General features: G+C 58.8%; 13 protein-coding genes. 6 read left to right on the top strand and 7 right to left on the bottom strand.

What is annotated here, in order from left to right; all coding sequences use genetic code 11:
• Positions 1-2 precede the first annotated feature (2 nt).
• The 4 genes from HUS57_RS15325 (at position 3) to HUS57_RS15310 (ending at position 5,755) form a co-directional block, all read left to right on the top strand.
• Positions 3-2,312 carry a molybdopterin-dependent oxidoreductase gene (locus HUS57_RS15325; RefSeq protein ID WP_173934756.1) on the top strand — a complete coding sequence of 770 codons (2,310 nt, stop codon included), beginning with the start codon at positions 3-5 and terminating at the stop codon, positions 2,310-2,312.
• Positions 2,309-3,091, top strand: coding sequence for an SDR family oxidoreductase (locus HUS57_RS15320; protein WP_173934755.1), 783 nt, complete (start codon positions 2,309-2,311; stop codon positions 3,089-3,091). The genes HUS57_RS15325 and HUS57_RS15320 overlap by 4 nt, the downstream gene beginning before the upstream one ends.
• Positions 3,088-4,041: a 3-keto-5-aminohexanoate cleavage protein gene (locus tag HUS57_RS15315; protein WP_173934754.1), complete on the top strand. Its 954-nt coding sequence runs from the start codon at positions 3,088-3,090 to the stop codon at positions 4,039-4,041. The genes HUS57_RS15320 and HUS57_RS15315 overlap by 4 nt, the downstream gene beginning before the upstream one ends.
• A gap of 118 nt (positions 4,042-4,159) precedes the next feature.
• The gene (locus HUS57_RS15310; RefSeq protein ID WP_173934753.1) at positions 4,160-5,755 is read left to right on the top strand and encodes an ABC transporter substrate-binding protein; all 1,596 of its coding nucleotides are present in this window, start codon (positions 4,160-4,162) and stop codon (positions 5,753-5,755) included.
• Positions 5,756-6,016: 261 nt separating this feature from the next.
• Here the strand turns inward: HUS57_RS15310 and HUS57_RS15305 are convergent, their stop codons facing one another.
• The 5 genes from HUS57_RS15305 to HUS57_RS15285 are packed head-to-tail and all read right to left on the bottom strand — an operon-like array spanning position 6,017 to position 12,236.
• The gene (locus tag HUS57_RS15305) at positions 6,017-6,979 is read right to left on the bottom strand and encodes a glycoside hydrolase family 26 protein (protein WP_173934752.1); all 963 of its coding nucleotides are present in this window, start codon (positions 6,977-6,979) and stop codon (positions 6,017-6,019) included.
• 59 nt (positions 6,980-7,038) lie between these two features.
• On the bottom strand, positions 7,039-8,391 hold the full coding sequence (locus tag HUS57_RS15300; RefSeq protein ID WP_173934751.1) for a UDP-glucose/GDP-mannose dehydrogenase family protein: 1,353 nt from the start codon (positions 8,389-8,391) through the stop codon (positions 7,039-7,041).
• Positions 8,392-8,401: 10 nt separating this feature from the next.
• The gene (locus tag HUS57_RS15295; protein ID WP_173934750.1) at positions 8,402-10,246 is read right to left on the bottom strand and encodes a glycosyltransferase family 2 protein; all 1,845 of its coding nucleotides are present in this window, start codon (positions 10,244-10,246) and stop codon (positions 8,402-8,404) included.
• Positions 10,243-11,229: a UDP-glucose 4-epimerase GalE gene (galE, locus tag HUS57_RS15290; protein ID WP_173935220.1), complete on the bottom strand. Its 987-nt coding sequence runs from the start codon at positions 11,227-11,229 to the stop codon at positions 10,243-10,245. Before galE ends, HUS57_RS15295 begins: the two co-directional genes overlap by 4 nt.
• Positions 11,229-12,236: a UDP-glucuronic acid decarboxylase family protein gene (locus tag HUS57_RS15285; RefSeq protein ID WP_173934749.1), complete on the bottom strand. Its 1,008-nt coding sequence runs from the start codon at positions 12,234-12,236 to the stop codon at positions 11,229-11,231. The genes galE and HUS57_RS15285 overlap by 1 nt, the downstream gene beginning before the upstream one ends.
• Positions 12,237-12,546: 310 nt before the next feature.
• Here HUS57_RS15285 and HUS57_RS15280 point away from each other — a divergent pair, with 310 nt between their 5' ends.
• On the top strand, positions 12,547-13,668 hold the full coding sequence (locus HUS57_RS15280; RefSeq protein ID WP_173934748.1) for an AraC family transcriptional regulator: 1,122 nt from the start codon (positions 12,547-12,549) through the stop codon (positions 13,666-13,668).
• A gap of 45 nt (positions 13,669-13,713) precedes the next feature.
• On the opposite strand, the gene HUS57_RS15275 is transcribed toward HUS57_RS15280, so the two are convergent.
• Positions 13,714-15,360 (bottom strand): alpha/beta-hydrolase family protein, encoded by a 1,647-nt coding sequence (locus tag HUS57_RS15275; protein WP_246727889.1) that lies wholly within the window; start codon positions 15,358-15,360, stop codon positions 13,714-13,716.
• Positions 15,361-16,049: 689 nt separating this feature from the next.
• On the opposite strand from HUS57_RS15275, the gene HUS57_RS15270 reads away from it, so the two are divergent.
• A complete protein-coding gene (locus HUS57_RS15270; RefSeq protein ID WP_173934746.1) occupies positions 16,050-17,408 on the top strand; it encodes a GGDEF domain-containing protein in 1,359 nt (452 codons plus the stop codon).
• 74 nt (positions 17,409-17,482) lie between these two features.
• Here the strand turns inward: HUS57_RS15270 and ctaD are convergent, their stop codons facing one another.
• On the bottom strand, positions 17,483-19,132 hold the full coding sequence (gene ctaD, locus HUS57_RS15265) for a cytochrome c oxidase subunit I (protein ID WP_173934745.1): 1,650 nt from the start codon (positions 19,130-19,132) through the stop codon (positions 17,483-17,485).
• Positions 19,133-19,697: the final 565 nt, after the last annotated feature.

Here is a 19,697-nt window from a genome sequence, read left to right as displayed (position 1 = left end):
AGATGCTGACCCTCAGCCATTGGGGAATTTCCCGTCCGGTCGTGAAGAATGGCAAACTCGTCGCCATGAAGGCGGCGGATCACGATCCCGCGCCTTCGGCCATCAGCGACAATTATCTTGCCGCCATACGCGGCCCCATGCGCATCGCGCAACCGATGGTGCGGCGCGGCTGGCTTGCGGGAGATGGCGGGGCAGCGCGTGGCGAAGATGCATTCGTGCCCGTGCCCTGGGACGACGCGTGCGACTTGGTGGCCGAGGAATTGGCTCGGGTGATTGCTGGATATGGCAATGAGGCGATCTATGGTGGCTCTTATGGCTGGGCCAGCGCCGGCCGCTTTCACCATGCGCAAAGCCAGATCCACCGCTTCCTGAATCTGACCGGCGGCTATGTACGCTCGGTCAACACGTTCAGCCATGCTGCAGCCGAAGTCGTGCTACCGCACGTGATCGGTTCACAGGACGGAATGGCAGACAACCAGACCCCCTGGGAACTGATCATCGGCCATACCGAACTGTTTGTAGCCTTCGGCGGGCTGCCGGTGAGGAACGCGCAGGTGAGCGCCGGCGGCGTCAGCCGCCATAAAGTGCCGGACGCGCTTCTTGCAGCAAGGAATGCAGGCACCCGGTTCGTCAACATCGCCCCTTTGCGCGATGACATCATGGCCGAATTAGACGCCGAATGGCTTGCGCCGCGGCCGAATACAGATGTCGCGCTGATGATGGGCCTGGCCTATGTGCTGGAAAACGAGGACCTTGCCGACCAAGACTTTCTGGCGAGCCACACGGTCGGCTATCCCGAATTCCGCGCCTATCTTCTCGGCAAAGACGACGGGCAGCCGAAATCGCCGGAATGGGCAGCAAAGATCACTGGGGTCGGCGCGGACGCGATCCGCGATCTTGCCCGTCGCATGGCTGTGCGTCGCACAATGCTTTCGCTTTCATGGTCACTGCAACGCGCCGATCACGGGGAGCAGCCTGTCTGGATGCTGGTCACGCTCGCAGCCATGCTCGGCCAGATTGGTCTTCCAGGCGGAGGCTTCGGAACCGGGTATGCGGGCGCAAACAGGGTTGGAAATGTGCCCCTGCCCTTCAAATGGCCCGCTCTGCCGCAATTCCAGAACCCGGTGCGCAGCTTTATTCCCGTGGCGCGTTTGGCGGACATGCTGGAGTTTCCCGGCGCTCCCTTCGATTACAATGGCGCCTGTTACCATTACCCCGAAATCCGGATGATCTGGTGGGCAGGCGGCAATCCGTTTCACCATCAGCAGGATCTGAATCGACTGCACCGGGTCTGGAAAGGACCAGAGTTGGTAGTGGTGCAGGAACCGCTTTGGAATTCGATCGCCAAACATGCCGATATCGTCCTGCCCTGCACCCTGCCCCTCGAACGTAACGATCTGGGCATCGCCAAGGGCGAGCCGCATCTGATCGCGATGAAACAAGCGCTGACCCCCTACGAAGAGGCGCGCAACGATCATGACATCCTCGCCGGCATTGCAGCTCGGATGGGACTGGCCGAAAGTTTCACCGGTGGCCTCGATGAAATGGGCTGGATCCGCCGGCTTTACGACGAAAGCCATGCAGCCGCCGCCAGCCATGGCTATAACCTTCCCGACTTCGACACGTTCTGGGACGCCGGGGAGTATGTCTTTGCACCTTTCGATTCCCCGCGTCCGTTGATGGCGGATTTCCGGGCCGATCCGGTGCGCAATCGGCTTCTGACACCTACGGGAAGAATAGAAATCCGTTCGGAAAGGGTCGCCGGGTTCGGCTATGACGATTGCCCCGGCATGCCAACCTGGTTCGAGCCGGCCGAGTGGTTGGGGAACGCCCCCGACGGGGCATTGCATCTGGTCTCCAATCAACCGGCAACGAAACTGCATAGTCAACTGGATCTGGGTGCCCACTCTCGGAACGCCAAAGTAGCCGGCAGAGAAGCCGCACGCATGCATCCGGACGAAGCGGCGAAACGAGGCATTCGCGAGGGTGACGTCGTATTGGTTCGATCTGCTCGCGGTGCCTGCCTTGGCGGTGCTGTGCTGTCGGAAGACGTCGCTCCGGGTGTCCTGCAAATGTCTACCGGTGCATGGCTAGACATCGGACCGGATGGGATCGAGCGGCACGGCAACGTCAATGTTTTGACAATGGACCTGCCGACCTCACGTCTGGCACAGGGGCCGACTGCACATACGACCATTGTGTTCGTGGAGCGGTTTGAAGGCGAGCCTCCTGCGGTGCGCGCATTTGAGCCGCCGCAGATCGACCGCTCGCATAGCATTTCCACCAAAATCAAGAAGCAGGAGCAGAAATGACAACGGCGGACTATTGGGCGCGCCAGCGGGTTATCATCACGGCGGGGGCCGGCGGCATAGGCCGCTCGATCGCCGAGGCGATGCTGGGCCTTGGAGCAAAGGTCTGGATCTGCGACATCGCCGAAGCGGCGCTGGAAGAAGCGCGCAACGCCTTGCCGGGCATCAAGACCATGGTCTGCGATGTTGCCGATCCAGACGCGTGCAATGCTTTTGTCCAAGCTGCGGCAGACGATATGGGCGGTCTGGACATTCTGGTGAACAACGCCGGAATACCGGGCCCAGCGGCGCCGGTGGAGAACATCTCGACCGAGGATTGGACGCGTTGCTTCGCCGTCAATGTGAACGGCCAGTTCTTCATGGCCCGCGCCGCCATCCCGCATCTGAAGAAGAACCAGGGCGGTTCAATCGTCTGCATGGCTTCGGTGGCGGGGAAATACGCTTTCGGCCTGCGTTCGCCCTACGCAGCGTCAAAGGCGGCAGTGATCTCTCTGGCGCGGGCGCTCTCCGTCGAATTGGGACCGGACCAGATCCGCGTCAATGCCATTGCGCCTGGGGTCGTCGCCGGCGACCGTATTCGCCGTGTCTTCACTGACCGGGCAACGACGCGGGGCATAAGCTATGACGAGATGGCAGCCATTGCGCTGCGTGCGGTGTCAATGAAAACCATGGTCGAGCCGGAAGAAATCGCGGCCCTGGTCGTATATTTGACCGGGCCTTCAGGGCGCCCGATCTCGGGACAGGTCATGCAAATTTGCGGCGGATTGGAGTATACGGAATGAGCACGATTGCCAAGGAAGACCTGAATCGGGTCATCATCACCTGCGCCATTACCGGCGCTACGCATACGCCGACAATGTCGGAATATCTGCCGGTGACGCCGGATGCGATCATCGAACAGGCTATCGATGCAGCAAAGGCGGGGGCTGCCATCCTGCATCTTCACGCGCGCGATCCAAACACGCATCGCCCGACGCCCGACCTCGATATCTGGCTGCATATCCTGCGCTCGATCCGCGCCGAAACCGATGCAGTGCTCAACATGACCACGGGCGGCTCGACGTTTATGTCGATCGAGGACCGGCTGAAGGCACCGTCGACCGCCTCACCGGAGCTTTGTTCGTGCAATATGGGCTCAATGAACTTCGGCACCTATGCCATGATCGAGAAGTATCGCGGCAAATGGAAGTTCGATTGGGAAGAGGACTATCTGGAAGCTTCGCGCAATGCGATCTTCCGCAACACCTTCTCCGATATCGAAACCATTCTCGACGTGATGGGCAAAGGAGGCACGCGGTTCGAGTTCGAGTGCTACGATGTGGGCCATCTTTACAATCTCGCCCATATGCTCGATCGCGGACTCGTGCAGACGCCCATGTTCCTTCAACTGATCGTCGGCACCCTTGGAGGAATCGGACCGGGTCCTGAGAACCTTATGTTCATGAAAGAGACCGCCGACCGGCTTTTCGGCGCCGGAACCTACCAGTGGTCGGTGCTGGCAGGTGGCCGCCATCAAATGAACATGGCCACAATGGCGGCTACAATGGGCGGCAATGTCCGTGTGGGTCTTGAAGACAGTCTTTACGCAGGCCGCGGGAAAATGGCGACTTCAAATGCAGAACAGGTAACCATGATCCGCAACATCATCGAGGGACTTACAAAGGATGTCGCCTCACCCGCGGATGCCCGCCGGATGCTTGGGCTGAAAGGCTCCGACAAGGTGGGCTTCTAGAGCATCCAGCAATAACAGGGCGGGTGCCGCCACGAAGTCCAGAGGAGGGCGGCTTTCACGACATCGGCCGACGAGTTCGTGAAACTGCCTGCAAGGATATCAACAACGGAGGAATAGAATGAATCGGCGTGATTTTCTGGCATTGAGCGGCGCATTCGGCGCCGGGATAATGCTTCCGGTAAAATGGGCAAATGCCCAATCCCGGGCCAAGAGCCTGCGCGTTCTCAGCGAGGGAGCGCCAAATTCCTTTGATAGTTTCTCCGTGGGGGTCAATCGCAATGCGATCCAGATCACGTGGAACGTCTATGACCGGCTCGTGCGCTTCGCCTACAAGGACCGCGGCGACGGCACTGCCTATTACGATTATTTCGACATCGAGCCGGAACTGGCTGAAAGCTACGAGTTCTCGGATGATCGCAAATCCCTGACTTTCAGGCTGCGCAAGGATGCGGTCTTCCACGATGGCACGCCGGTAACTGCCGAGGACGTCAAGTGGTCGCTCGATCGTGTTGTCGCCAGTCCCATCGGCCTTGCCCAGTTCAAGACGGGCTCCATGACCGACCCGGAGCAGTTCGTCATTGTCGACGAGCACACGCTGCGTATCGACCTGCCGCAGCCGGACCGGTTTGCACTGCCCAACCTGGCGCTGACCTATCCCATTATCGTCAACTCCAAGCTGGCAATGCAGCATGCGACCGAAGCCGATCCCTGGGCTTCGGAATGGCTGAAGAACAACACAGCGGCCGGAGGTGCCTACAAGATCGCGCGCGCCAATATTGGCGAGCGCATCCTGTATGAACGTTTCGACGATTGGAAATCAGGTCCGCTGCCAGCGTTTGAACAGGTGCTGTGGCAGACCGTTCCGGCGCCCGAGAGCCGCGTCGCCGCCCTCGTCAAGGGCGACGCTGACATTGCGCAGGACCTGCCGCCAAAGGATGTCATCGAACTCCTGAACAATGACCAGGTCAAGGTTGTCGGCGTGCCCACTTCGACCTTCCAGTTCATCGGCATGAACAACCAACTGGCTCCCTTCGACGATTTGAAGGTGCGCCAGGCCATTGCTTATGCTCTGCCTTATGAAGCCATGTTTCAGGCTGCGTTGTTCGGGCGGGGCGAGCCCTTGTTCGGCGGTACGCCGGGCGCCCCGGAGTCGACGAAATTTCCGCAGCCGCTGGGCTACTCCACGGATCTGGAAAAAGCCAAGCAGCTCATGGCCGAATCGAGCCATCCGGACGGTTTTGATACTACCTTCTCGTTCGAACTTTCGGTAGCAACAGTGGCCGAACCGGTAGCGCTGCTTCTTCAGGAGGCGCTGGGCGAAATCGGTATCCGCGTCGCCATCAACAAGGTTCCGGCAGGGCAGCTTGGAACCTTGTTACAGGAAAAGAAGATCCCCTTCTATTTCGAAGGATCCACCTCCTATCTGGCCGATCCGGATTATTTCTTCCGCATTTTCTACTATGGCGACACACGCTGGAACTTCGGAGCGTATCAGAATCCTGAATTCATTTCCCTGGTGGAGAAAACCCGCTACGAGACAGATCAGGATGTGTATGATGCCGATGTGAAGCGGATGATCGAGCTGGTTAAGGAAGAAATTCCGATCATACTTCTATGGCATCCGTCACTCGATACGGGGATGCTGACGTCAATCGAGAACTACAGCTACACCTTCCATCGCCAGCTTGATTACCGCCCGCTGACCCGCAGCTAAACCACTCGGCAAACGCTTGCGAAGCAGCCAAATTCAAAGAGCCCCGATGGGGGCTCTTTTTTTTTTGTGCATCAAGCGGCGGTCTGCCGCCTTTTTTGGAGGCTTGGAGGCGACTCCAAAGAGGCGGGCGGGTGAGCGGTGAAAACGAACAAGTTACCGATCAAAGAAGGCCGCCCAAGCCGAAGGCCGGCTCGGGCCGCAGCCGCTACTTGCTTCCAGGCATGAATTTCGGGCCGGCTGTAAAAAGAAGGCGTCTGCAGCTCAACCCTCTTCCGACAAGCCCCGCACCACCCGCCAATCCGGCTTGCCGTATCCGTCGGGCCAGGCATACACCTCCTTGTCGTTGAAGTAGACAACCGCCGTCAGAAGAGGGAAATCCGGGTTGGGGGCAGCAACGTCATTTGCCCAACGGGCGACATAGGCGTCATCCCCTTCATACCCGAGTTCTGCAACAACGACAGGCTTGCCATAACCTGCGACCCGTTGATAACCCGGCGCAAGGCGTTCGGCGAAAGTCCTGTCGCCGCCCGTAATACCGCGGTCATAGTCCTGAAAACCAAATACGGAAAGGCCGATCACGTCGACGAACTCATCGCCAGGATAGAACTCATTGAGCCCTTCGTCACCCTTCGGGGACCACATGAAGCGCGCGTTGGGCAGTTGGCTCCGGCATTCGGTAACTATGTGCCGATAAGCGCTCACATATTGGCGAGGCGTCCAATATGCCCATGTGAACTGGCCATCGGAATCGTCCATCTCCTGCGCCCAGCGTATCGTCACCGGGCTCTTCAGCCTTGCGGCCTCCGAACAGACCGCCGCAATATTGGCATCATAATGCCCGCGCATAATACCGCTGTAGAGTTCGTCCGGCGACACTCGCCAGTCCACTGACCAGGACCAGGGTTCGATGGTGATCAGCAGATCACGGCCGCGAGCCCGCGCATACTCGTCTGCAACGGCCAGGGACGCAAGGTCCACGTCTTCCCAGGGCAGGAACAGATGCTCGATCTTCGGGTTCCTGTCGTCGCTGAAGTCTCCATGCGGATCATAGGCACCGAAATCGAGGGACGCGTCGGTGATGACGGGTCTTTTGTCGCGCACGATCGCAGCCGTCTCCGCCTCGGCAGTGCGAAGGAGGGAAGGGCTGCCGGCTGCGCCCAGAAGGGCAGCCGACAGTATCACAGCTGTAGCTGAAAGTGCGATTACCTTGGATGAGGTCTTCATGCTCTTGCTCCACTTTGCCTGCCGTCCATGGGTCGGCAGGCGGGAATAATCTTCATTCGTCAGGCAGCGAGTGCGGCATCCGCAATCGTGTCGGCAGGTGGGGAGGCCGGTCGGCCAATAGCCGTGACGCGAAAGCCCGCAGCTTCTGCTGCACCGGGCGCGAAGGCGTTGCGCAGGTCGACGAGGACGGGCAAGCGCATGATCCTGCGCAGCCGGTCCAGATCGAGCCGGCGAATGCTGTCCCACTCCGTTGCCACGACAAGTACATCCGCCCCTCGCGCGCACTCATACGGGTCCTCGAAGAACGAAACGTCCTGCAGGAGGCTTGCAGCGTTCTTCATGCCCACGGGATCGTGGGCGTGGATCTTCGCCCCGAAGCGCTGCAGCGTCTCGATCAGCGGAAGGGAGGGCGAATCCCGCATGTCGTCCGTATCCGGCTTGAAGGTCAGGCCAAGCACGGCAACCTTGGCGCCGTCGATCTGCCCTGCAAGTGCCTCAACCACCTTCAGGGTCATTCTTCGCTTGCGCGCGTCATTCGACGCCACCGTTTCCTCGACGATCCGCAGCGCCACGCCGTAATCCTGTGCGGTACGCAGCAGAGCGAGCGTATCTTTCGGGAAGCAAGAGCCGCCATACCCAGGACCGGCATTGAGGAAGCTCGGGCCGATCCGCTGGTCCAGCCCCATGCCGAGCGCCAGTTCGCTGACATCCGTACCTACACGTTCGCAAAGATCGGCCAGTTCGTTGATGAAGGTGATCTTGGTCGCAAGAAAGGCATTGGACGCGTATTTTATCAGCTCGGCAGAGCGCCTGCCGGTGATCACAAGCGGCGCCCCTTGATCGGCCAGCGGCTGGTAGACCAGCGTAAGAGCCGCTTTCGCCCATGCGTCTTCGGCCCCGATGACGATCCTGTCCGGCTTCTGGAAGTCGCCGATGGCGGAACCTTCCCGCAAGAACTCCGGGTTCGATGCGACGGAGAACCTACGGGTGGTGCCGGTTGCAGCGATGATCTTTTCCACCGCGTCGCCGGTCCCTACGGGAACCGTGGATTTGATCACCACGACGGTGCGGCGCGCAAGCGACCGGCCGATTTCTTCGGCCGCACGGAAGACGAAGGAAAGGTCGGCATCGCCGTCTCCCGCGCGCGGCGGAGTGCCCACGGCGATGAAGACGATATCCGCGTTCCCCACCGCTATGGGGAGTTCCGTGGTGAAGGAGAGCCTGCCGGCCGATGAATTGCGACGAACCAGTTCCTCAAGGCCCGGCTCGTAGATGGGTGAATACCCGTCCTTTAGAAGCGCTATTTTGCGCGTGTCCTTGTCGACGCATGTGACCTGGTGGCCCATATCGGCAAAGCAGGCGCCGCTTACGAGGCCGACATAGCCGGTTCCGATGACTGCTATTTTTGCCATGTTTCTTGCGCTATTGCGCCCCCTGTTTACGGCTGCCCAAGGCGTCGTCGGGCAACCATCTTGGTTTGAACGTGAGCTTGATGAGATCCCTGCCGCCTATGCCGGCGCCAGCGGCTGAAAACTTCGCCTCGAAAAGGCTGACGCGCCCGGCGCCAAATGTGAGCGCATCGAGACCTGTCGCCCCCCTTTCGGCGGTGGCTATGCCGGGCAGGAGGAATAGAGCCGTCAGCACCGCCGCCAGTGCAGGACGGTAATAGCGGTGGATGACCCTCACCTCGTTTTCGCGCACGTGCTTGAAGATGATGGTGACGAGCAGCAGCGCATAGGCGACGGCATTGACGATTGCGAAGATGTAAAAGCCACGGCTTTCCGCATCGCCGATCACAAGAACCGGGATGATCGAGGCCAGAGACAGGAAGGCGTAGGGAATAAGGACCCGCCAGGGCAGTGGATCGACCGCAGAACCTCCCTTCGGAGTGACGCGGAAATCCACGAAGGAGCCGGTCGCCCAGTCACGCAGTGCGGCGGCCGTGCCTGCCAGCGCCCATGGCCAACGCGCCAGCAGAAAGAACATTGCCTCCCAGCTCAGGATCTTCGCATCGTGCGGCCTGAAGGTTCCAGTGCTCCGCCAGCGATAGGCGAGCAGGATCAGAATGAGGGAAAGCGGAGCGAAGTGGGCGAGGAAGCCCACATAGGTTACGTTTACGAAATTGCGGCCGCTCAGCAACGCAATGACGGGCATCGCAAACATCACAGTCATGAAAACCGCAAACAGCGGATACCAAACCTGCGAGAAGAGGAATTGCAGCTTGAGGCGGAAGGGCAGACGGGGCACGTAGACAGGAGAGTATTGCAACAGCAGCGTGACCAGGCTGCGCGACCATTGGAACTCCTGCGTGATGAGATCCGCGAAAGTGCGCGGGCCATCGCCATGGGCGATCGCGTCCAGCGCATGAACCCCGCGCCAGCCATACGCATTCATTATCAGCGTGGTGGAATGGTCCTCGGCCAGTTCCGGCCCCAGCCCGCCGATCTCCTTCAGCGCTTTGGTGCGTACGCCATAGTGAGAGCCGATGCATAGCGGGGCGAGACCGGCATTGTAGCCTGCCTGCAAAGAGCCGTGCATGCTGGCCTCAGCATAGAGCCGCCCCCGCGCCGACCAGCTCTCCTTGGCATTGCTATCGCAAATGCTGGGCGCAGAGACATAGCCCACCTCGGGATCGGCGAAAGGGCGCAACATTTCCCGCAAATAATTCGGCTGCGGAACATGGTCCGCGTCTAGCTGAACGACGAAATCATACCGCTCGTAGCCGTAATGGTCGTAGAAGAATGCGAGGTTGCCCTCTTTGCAGCGCGTACGCCGCGGCCACGTCGGCCGGTGATAATCCGGCCTGTCTTTGCGCGTTGAGATATGGACGCCGTTACGGCGGCACCAATCATAAACCTCAGGCGTGGGATCCTCGTCGGCAAGCCAGGTGTCGTGCGGAACTTCCTGCGCGAGCATGGCGCGGAGCGTCTTCGCCACCACGGGAAAAGGCTCCGAGGGCGCCTTGGTCACGACCATCGCAACGCGGCTGCCTTCTGGAATCGCCAAGGGGCCGGCCGGTTTGCGGGCGCGCAGGAAAATGATCATGAAATAGGCGGGCAGCAGGGTGATCCAGCTAAGGATGACCGTAACCAGCAGAAATCCCTGCCAGTCGATGAAATGCTGCGGCTTTAGCCACCACGCCCAGAAATACACCAGTCCGGCCAGCCACAAACCCATACCCGCAAGGTATTCAACGCGCCGCCAGCCCGTGTGGAGCGGCACCATTGCAAGGCCCCCGGGCTCGCCCTTTTGCTGCCGCGCTCTCATGGCCGCACCTCAAGCGCGAAGAAGGGAGCCGCAGTTCGTATAATTGTGGCGATGTCCGAATAGCGCGGTTCGAAATCCAGCGTCTTGCGCGCAAATGTGGGATCGGCAAAAAGAACAGGCGGATCGCCCGCACGCCGGGAATGCATCTCAACCGGCACCTCGCGCCCGGTGACCTGCGCAATCGCTTCCAGGATCTCACCGATGGAGGTGCCGCGACCCGTTCCGAGATTGATGGCAAGGCTGGCGCCGCCCGCCGACAGATGATTGAGCGCAAGAACATGCGCACGCGCAAGATCGCTTACATGGATGTAGTCGCGTATGCAGGTGCCATCAGTCGTTTCATAGTCATTGCCGAACACTGCGAGCGGTGGCGCCTTGCCTGCGGCGGCAAGCAGCGCTCGCGGGATGAGATGCGTCTCAGGATCATGCCATTCACCGAGTTCGCCATCAGGATCAGCGCCACATGCATTGAAGTAGCGTAGCGCGACGTAGCGCAGCCCATATGCACCGGAGTAATCGCTCAGCATGTTTTCGGCGATCAGCTTGGTGCGGCCATAGGGATTGATTGGGTTCTGCGGCGTTGTCTCACGTATCGGCAGATCGGCGGGAACGCCGTAGGTCGCGCAGCTCGACGAGAAGATCACCTTGTCAACTCCCGCCTGTAGGCAGGCATCGAGAAGCGACAGAGTGCCGGCGACGTTGTTGCGGTAATACTTGGCGGGATCCTCCACCGATTCGCCTACATAGGCCGAGGCAGCAAAATGGATCACCGCCTCCGGCTTATGCTGCTTAAGCACACGCGTCAGATGCAGCGTGTCGAGGATGTCCCCGTGAACGAACTCACCCCAGCGCACCGCCCTGCGGTTGCCGGTGACAAGATTGTCGAAGACCACCGGCTCGACGCCCTGATGGGCAAGCAGCTTTGCCGTATGACTGCCGATATAGCCGGCGCCTCCGGTAACCAGAACCTTTTCAGCCCGCATCATGCCGCCCCCGAAAACAGGCGGTCAAAGTAGCGGATCGTGTGTTCGAGCCCATTCCGGAGAGCCATGGTTGGCCGCCAGTCAAGCTCCTGCTCTGCAAGCGAGATATCGGGACGCCTCTGTTGCGGGTCATCCGCAGGCAGGGGATGAAAGACGATCCTGGAACGCGATCCGGTCAGCTCGATCACCTGCTGAGCCAGCTCACGAATGGTAAATTCGCAAGGATTGCCCAGATTGACCGGACGGTTCAGCTCCGCAGGCGAAGCCATGAGGCGCACCAGCCCGTCGACAAGGTCATCGACATAGCAGAAGGAGCGCGTTTGCCTGCCATTGCCATAGATGGTGAGCGGCTCGCCCTTAAGCGCCTGAACGATGAAATTGGATACGACACGGCCGTCGTCCGCACGCATGCGCGGGCCATAGGTGTTAAAAATGCGCGCGATCTTGATCTCGACGCCGTGCATGCGGTGGTAGTCGAAAAACAAGGTCTCTGCGCTGCGCTTGCCTTCATCGTAGCAGGCGCGCGGCCCGAAGGGATTTACGTTGCCCCAGTATGTCTCGGGCTGTGGATGTATGAGGGGATCGCCATAAACCTCCGATGTCGATGCTTGGAGTATCTTGACACCGTGCTGCCGAGCGAGCTCCAGCACGTTGAGGGAGCCGACGACATTGGTCATCAGCGTCTGGATCGGATCGATCTGATAGTCGGGAGGCGAAGCTGGGCTTGCCAGATTGTAGATTTCATCAACGTCCATCTGGACGGGCAGCCTCACATCCTGCGAGACCACTTGAAGTTTTTGATCTGCGATGAGGTGTTCGATATTGCGCTGGCGGCCGGTCGAGAAATTGTCGACACAAATTACACTATTTCCGGCCTTCAGGAGCTTCTCGCAGAGATGCGACCCAAGAAACCCGGCGCCGCCGGTCACAAGTACGCGGCGGGAAGATCGTTCATCTTTCTCATCCTGCTTATATACTTCGTAATCAATGTTGTTACTATAAGCCATCGCAATAAGATTCCCGCCCGCTTGCCCTGAAGGCAAGCTTCCGTAACGCCATTATTAGCTTTTTACCAAGATGGACGTTTTCTATTTTACAAGTATGCATGCCGGACGGGGTAGATACATTAACCACACCCGAGTTATCATACTTCGTTCTTAAACTATAAGTACGGCCTTCAAGACCACTTGTCGTTAGCAGCGCATCCTGAAAGTTTCCAACGCGTACATATTTGAACGTGTTTGGATCGTTAGGCGGCTTGAAAGTTGCCGATGGAACAAAGAAAGTGGTGGCGACTTTCCAACCTGGGTGGAAAGCATGCACGAAAAAAGACGTCCTGGCTTCACTTCCGATCAGATGCCTTCCGGCGGCGAGCGCCGGCGGTGGCCGCGGCCGCAGAATATCGACACGACGCCCGCGCCAGCCGAACCCGCACTGGACCCTTTGATATTTTCGACCGAACACCTTCCACGCCAGGAGCAGTTTTTCGCATGGCAGGCGCAGATGACGCCTCTCGTCGACGTTATCCTGCCGCAAGGCGCGCGCCCGGAAGATGGCTTCGCAGCCGGACAGATCGTCTGGAATCTGGGCAGCATCCTCTTCGTGCAGCAGCAGACGCCCGCCTACAGTTACGCGCGAAGCGCGGCGAGGCTGCGTTCCAGCCCCATCGACCACTGGTATATCAAGCTGCCGCGCACAGGCTGTTCGTGGACGGAGGTTAATGGGCAGGCGGTGGAGAACAGATCGGGAAGCGTCGAGTTACGTTCGTTATCTTCCCTGTTTAGCGGGCGCACGACTGCCTCGCGCAGCCTGGTCATCTATATGCCGCGGGATCTGTTCACCGCTGAGGCGGCGATATTGGACGCCAACAACAACACCATCCTCCCCGCGAACATGGCCGAGCTGATGATCAGCTATATCGACGGGATCGAAGCTGGGTTGCCGCGCCTCAGCGCCGAAGAACTGCCGCAGGTCGTACAAACCATCCGGGAGATGGTTCTGGCTTGCCTTCCAAAGACTGGCAATGCGAGCACCAAGGCGCAGAAGCCAGCTTCCGCGCTGATGGAACGCGCACGCATATATGTTCAGCAGAATCTCGCCTTACCTGTTCTGACGCCCGAAGCGCTTTCCCGCGAGTTGGGAATTTCGCGCACGCGTCTTTACGAGCTATTCGAGCCGAGCGGAGGCGTGCTGCATTACATCCGCCGCAGGCGCCTTCTGGCGGCTCATGCGGCCCTTTCCGATCCCGCCGATGCCCGCCTCATCGGTGAAATCGCCGAAGCGGTGGGTTTTCCCTCCGCCGCAAGCTTCAGCCGGGCATTTCACGATGAATTCGGCTATCCGCCTCGCGAAGCCCGAAATGTGGTCGGAATGCCGGTGCCAGACACGTCCGGGAGCGAAAGGACCTTTGAAAACTGGCTGAAAGCGCTTTCCGCCTGATGGCTACCTCCAATCCACGTGTTACCGCATTGAAGCTTTGGCAAACTACTTCATGGAAAAAAATTGTTTCAGCCGCTCGATTTCGGCATCGCTCAGATCGGCAACCTCGGTTACCTCTACCCATGCATCGATATAATGCTCCGGCGCATAGACATGGCCATGGCCCATGGGCGCCGTGGTAGCGAGCGCCATGTCGAGCAACAGTTGCAAGGCGCTTATGACCGGGTACCAGCGCAGGTCAGGCGAAACATCTGGCCCGCGCGGTTCGTTCATCCAATCGGGCCGCCTATAAAGCGCGTGATAATCGAAGAAGGTGACCGGGTCGCTTGCATATTGAAGATATACGATGCGGATCGGACCCCATGTGGCGCCGGGAATGTCCAGCGCGTTGGATTGGTTGGTGAAGCGAACGAAGGAACCGCCGCCAAAACGCGGCAGCCAGGGCGGCGAATCTGGCTCACGCTGCCGGGTGACGTAGCTCCAGATGCGGCTGGCGAAGGGCGGCCCGCTCCATAATGCGCCTTGAAACGGGTCATCCAGGATTTCGAACAGTTCGGTAGAGCTTTCCGAAGCGAGCGCGCCAAGACTCAACCCATGCAGGTAAAGCCGCGGCCGGCTATTCTCGGGAAGGGCGCGCCAGTGCTCATAGACAGCGGAGAAAAGCGCCTGGGCCGTCTGAGTGCCGTAATCCGGCTCGACCAGAAGCGAAAGCCAGCTCGTCAGATAGGAATACTGAACGGTCACACTGGCTACGTCGCCTCGGTGTAGATATTCAAGAGTATCCATTGCGGCCGGATCGACCCAGCCTGTACCTGTCGGCATGACCACGACAAGCACGGAACGTTCAAAGGCGTCGGTGCGCTGCAGCTCGGCGAGCGCAAGGGCCGCGCGTTCCTCAACCGTTTCCGCCGCGTTCAGCCCGACATAAACGCGAATCGGAGCGAGTGCCTCGCCGCCTCCAAAATGCTCCAGATCCTGCGCGGTCGGACCCGAAGCGATGAACTCGCGTCCGGCACGGCCGAGATCTGCCCAAGATATAAGCGAGGCAGCACTGCCCGTCTTGTAGGGATCGGCGGGCGGCTCTGTATCCGGCTGGATGAGCTCGTTGTAAGCTTGGAAGGACGCATCTGCCGCGCGCAAGGCATAACGGAAAAGGACACCCTCTATCGCCACCCAGAAGAGGGCGACGGCAGCAAAGACGCCGATCACATTTGCAACACGGCGGGGGACAAAGTGGCGCAGCCGGCCAGAGATAATGCCAAGCACGAGACGAAAGAGCCGCGCCGCCGCCAGCAGCAGGATAAAGGTGACTGCGGCGATAAGGCCGGTGCGCATTGGATGGACGCTGTCCAGCATCTCCAGGCCCATGAGGCGACGTATCGAGTTCTGCCATTCCGCCGCTTGCCACAGGAACGCAAGCGCGATGGCGCTGCAGATGAGGGCAGACAGATATTTGGCGATCTGCAGGAAGCGCTCCTTCGGTTCCGGCAGCTCCATGTAATGTGCCAGCCAACGTCCAAATACTCCGATCCCGTAACCGGCAGCCAGCGCTACACCAGACAGGATTCCCTGCGTGGTGAATGTGCGCGGAAGCAACGAGGGCGTAAGCGAGGCCGCGAAGAACAGGGTGCCGACGTAAAGCCCGGTAGCCGAAAAGGAGTTCCAGAAACTGACTGCCAGGCGATGAGCCATTTTCCGGTGCTTCCCTTCCGCGCTTGCAACCATTTTTCGCACCTGCATCAAGATCCGGACCTGATTTCAGAAAGCATAATGCTTGGCTTCAATGACAGTGTCCTCACATGTGCCTATTACTGTGCGGCACTATTGCCCAAGGGCTGCGGCAGACCGGAGGTACCCTCAAGCTGCCGACACCTATTATAGTTCATTGCCGCCGCAGTCTCGCCGCCCTTCCTCGTTGAGTTCGGCAATTCTTCGCGCGCGTGGAATGTTCCCGGGACGTGAAATGCGATTTGGCTCGACAGGCTGACTTCCTCGGCCAAGGCGGATGGGAACGTGCATTTTCACCCTTCATTAGCATGCAGAGGAAGGCTCAGACACCGGACCCGCGGTGCAAAGAGTTGCTCTATGTGTGCGAACCCGGCAAGCTTGCGTTTGCCATCGCCGCCCAATCGGGCTTGCACTTACTTAAAAGGCTGGAATCTTTCTGTGCGCCGCGCAGGCGTCACGAGGGAAAGTGCCGTAGCCGTGAGGTTTGCGGCAAAGCCCAATTACCGCATGATCACACCCGCAGGTGGCATACGGCGTTTAGTGGAACATCGATTGAAGTTTTAAATTTAGCATAGTCTACAGCCAGCAGGCTATGGTTTTCTACAGTAGTACCGTGTACTTCGTACATCGAGTACCGGGATCGGAGTTTAGACATGAATTTGGCTCAGGGGGCGGCATTACGGTTCTGGAATTCAGTTTCGGCAGTCAAGCGCGGCGTGGCGTGCGATGCTCTTTCCTCGATCATCAACGAGCATGCGGAAGCACTCGTTTCCACCTTTTACGGAACATTTCTCCAGCACAAGGAAGGCTCGTCGTTCCTGACCCATTCCGTTGTCCATGAGCGGCTCAGCCATTCCTTGCGGAACTGGCTTTTGGCTCTGATCGAATGGGATGGAACCGATATCGATTCCTTCGAGCAGCGGCAGGTTGAAATCGGCGCGATACACGCTCGCATCAAGATCCCGATTTCCCTCGTGCTGGAGGGAGCGAGCCTGCTGAAAACCGAGATCGCCCGCCTTCTCGTTCGCCTGGATCTCGGCGAAGAGGAGAAACTTACTGCAATCGTTCTTCTTGACGAGATTATCGACTATGCGATGAGGCTCATGAGCGCCTCATACATCGCCGGCACGAGCGAGCGCGCTCACATTGATGAAGCTTTCCGCCTCTTTTCGTTAGGACAGGACATTTCCATCGAGCGCGAAACGCAGCGCGCTGCGTTGATGGAGTGGTGCCAGAAGATACTTTTCGGCATTGTTACCGAAAGCGGCTCCGCTTCGGCGGAGCCACTGTCGACCTCGCCTTTCGGGCTTTGGGTAAGGCATCGCGCAAATATTCTCTTCCACGGTGCATCGATGCTCAAAAGCATCGAGCAGATCATCGAGCGCATCGATCGGAAGGTGGTGCCAGCTATTTGCGATGCCGCGAAGCCCCCATCTTCTCCGGCACTGAGCGAGCTTCAGGCCAATGTCGAGGAAATAAAGTTTCTGCTGTCCGATCTCTTTCAGGCCGCAACAGATCTGGAGAGTGGCCGCGATCCGCTTACCAGGGCGCTCAACAGGAAGTTCCTGGCATCGGTCCTCACCCGTGAGATCACCCTCGCCAAGAAGTACGACCTGCCTCTTTCCATCATCATGATCGATGTCGATCACTTCAAATCGATCAATGATGAGTTTGGACACACCGCCGGCGATGTCGTGTTGCGGCAGGTGGCGGACATGATCCTTGAAGCGGTCCGCAATAGCGACTTCGTCTTCCGCTATGGAGGCGAGGAATTTCTTATCGTTCTTGTAGAGACTTTGTCAGACCAGGCACTTATGCTGGCCGAGCGCTTACGGGGCGCCTTCGCAAACCGGCCGGTCATGCTGCCGGATCAAACATCGGTTAAGGTTACGATCTCTGCCGGAGTGGCCAGCTACGAAGGGCATCCCGATTACCAGTTTCTCATCAATGCGGCCGACAGAGCGCTGTACCGGGCCAAGAATGCGGGCCGCAATCGCGTTCTCGCAGTCTGACGCCGGCCCATCTATCATAAGCCTTGAGACTGAGCGGCAGGAATGATCCAGCGCGCCCACAAAGCTCTACTGGATTACCTTATCCGCGGAAGCTGTTCCCACTGATGGAATGGTGGCGGCGACGACAGGTGCCATTCCAGAGTAGTCGCGCCCTCACCCCAAGGATTTGCGCCGGCGATCCGCTTCCTGACGAAAGCTTCGACTACGCCAAACAGAAAGATGAGTACGGCGATGGCTGAGATGTATGATCCGTAAGACGACACCATGTTCCAGCCAGCAAAGGCATCCGGGTAATCGATATAGCGCCGAGGCATGCCCGCCAGCCCAAGGAAATGGTGCGGGAAGAAAGTAAGGTTGACGCCCACGAACATCAGCCAGAAATGCAGCCGGCCGATGAACGAATTGTACATGTATCCCGACATCTTCGGGAACCAGTAATACCACGCTGCGAAGATGGCGAAGACTGCTGCGAGCGAGAGCACATAGTGGAAATGGGCGATCACGTAATAGGTGTCATGCAGCATACGGTCCAGCCCTGCATTGGCCACCTGGACACCGGTCACGCCGCCGATCGTGAACAGGAAGACGAAAGCGACTGCCCATAGCATCGGGACGCGGAAGGATATCGAGCCCCCCCACATGGTAGCGATCCACGAGAATACCTTCACGCCAGTTGGCACTGCGATCACCATCGTTGCGAAGGTGAAATAACGTTGGGTGTCTAGTGACAGCCCCACCGTGAACATATGATGCGCCCAGACAATGAATCCGATCACGCCGATTGCTACCATGGCGTAGGCCATGCCGAGATAGCCGAAGATGGGCTTGCGGGCGAACGTTGAGATAACGTGGCTTACGATCCCGAAGCCCGGCAGGATCATGATATATACTTCCGGATGGCCGAAGAACCAGAACAGGTGCTGATAAAGGATCGGATCGCCGCCACCGGCTGGCACAAAGAAGGTGGTGCTGAAATTGCGGTCAGTCAGAAGCATCGTGATCGCACCGGCAAGAACCGGCAATGCAAGAATAAGCAGGAAGGCAGTTACCAGCATCGACCAGGCAAACAGCGGCATCTTGTGCATGGTCATGCCGGGTGCCCGCATGTTCAGGATCGTTGTGATGAAATTGATGGCACCGAGGATCGACGAGGCGCCCGATAGGTGAACCGAAAGAATTGCCATGTCAACTGACGGCCCGGGCTGGCCAACCGTTGAAAGCGGCGGATAGAGGGTCCAGCCCGTTCCCGCTCCATAGCTGCCGGCAGCGCCGGGAACGAACATGGAAAGAATCATCAGGATGAAGGCGGGCGGCAGGAGCCAGAACGAGATGTTGTTCAGCCGCGGGAAAGCCATGTCTGGCGCGCCGATCATCAGCGGAATCATCCAGTTCCCGAAACCGCCGATCAGCGCGGGCATGACCGTGAAAAAAATCATGATCAGGCCGTGGGCGGTGGAGAATCCATTATACATCTCCTTGCCCGCATCGATTGCGGCGATACCTTCATAGCCGTACACCATCGAAGCGAGACCGTGGAATATCTGGATCCCCGGCTCGGCCAGTTCCCAGCGCATCATGACCGAAAGGAAGCCGCCAATCACACCGGAAGTAAGGGCAAAGATCAGGTACAGCGTGCCGATATCCTTATGATTGGTGGAGAAAAGCCAGCGCGTTACACCACGGGGCTTCTCCTGGTGCTCGCTATGAACCGCTGTGCTGGTCATCACTCCCCTCCACTGGCATTCGGCGCCACGATGCGGAACGGATTTCGTGCCAAAAAGTTCCCAAGCGTGATCGCACGCCTCCGGCCACGATCCTGAGCTTGCCCGCCACGCACCTTAAGAGGCTTTAGGATCGGTCGGGTAAGCTCTTTCGCATCTGGCGAACAACCAGCCTCCAATCACGAATTGAGCGGCCGAAGTCGATCGCCAACTACCCCGTTGCACTTGTCTAAGCTCCAGATAAGCTCCAGAAAAGAGCTGGAGGGTCAGGAAAGCGACGATTGAAGCGGAGGAAGAAAGCAGCCAGAAGGAAGATGGAGGTTCGTGTTTGATGCACTAGCTTCCACCGCGGACGCCCACCACGTACCAACCTGTACCAAGAGGCTAAGTCACATCACGCACCGTGAAGCTGTGACGATTTCCCTCAAGTATCCTCGCTTGCGGTTAGTCGGCTCTTGGAAAGAGGAACTAGCAATGAAGCGGTCGCGCTTCTTGGCCAAACGATTTGAAGGAGCAGCCAGTCTGGCTTAACGCTATCGCTCATCGCGTTCGGGCGGTGGCTGCCTGT

This window comes from Chelativorans sp. Marseille-P2723, from assembly GCF_902809845.1.
Taxonomy (GTDB): domain Bacteria; phylum Pseudomonadota; class Alphaproteobacteria; order Rhizobiales; family Rhizobiaceae; genus Chelativorans.
The sequence above is the reverse complement of the archived record's forward strand: the minus strand, read 5'-3'. Positions and strand labels throughout refer to the sequence as shown.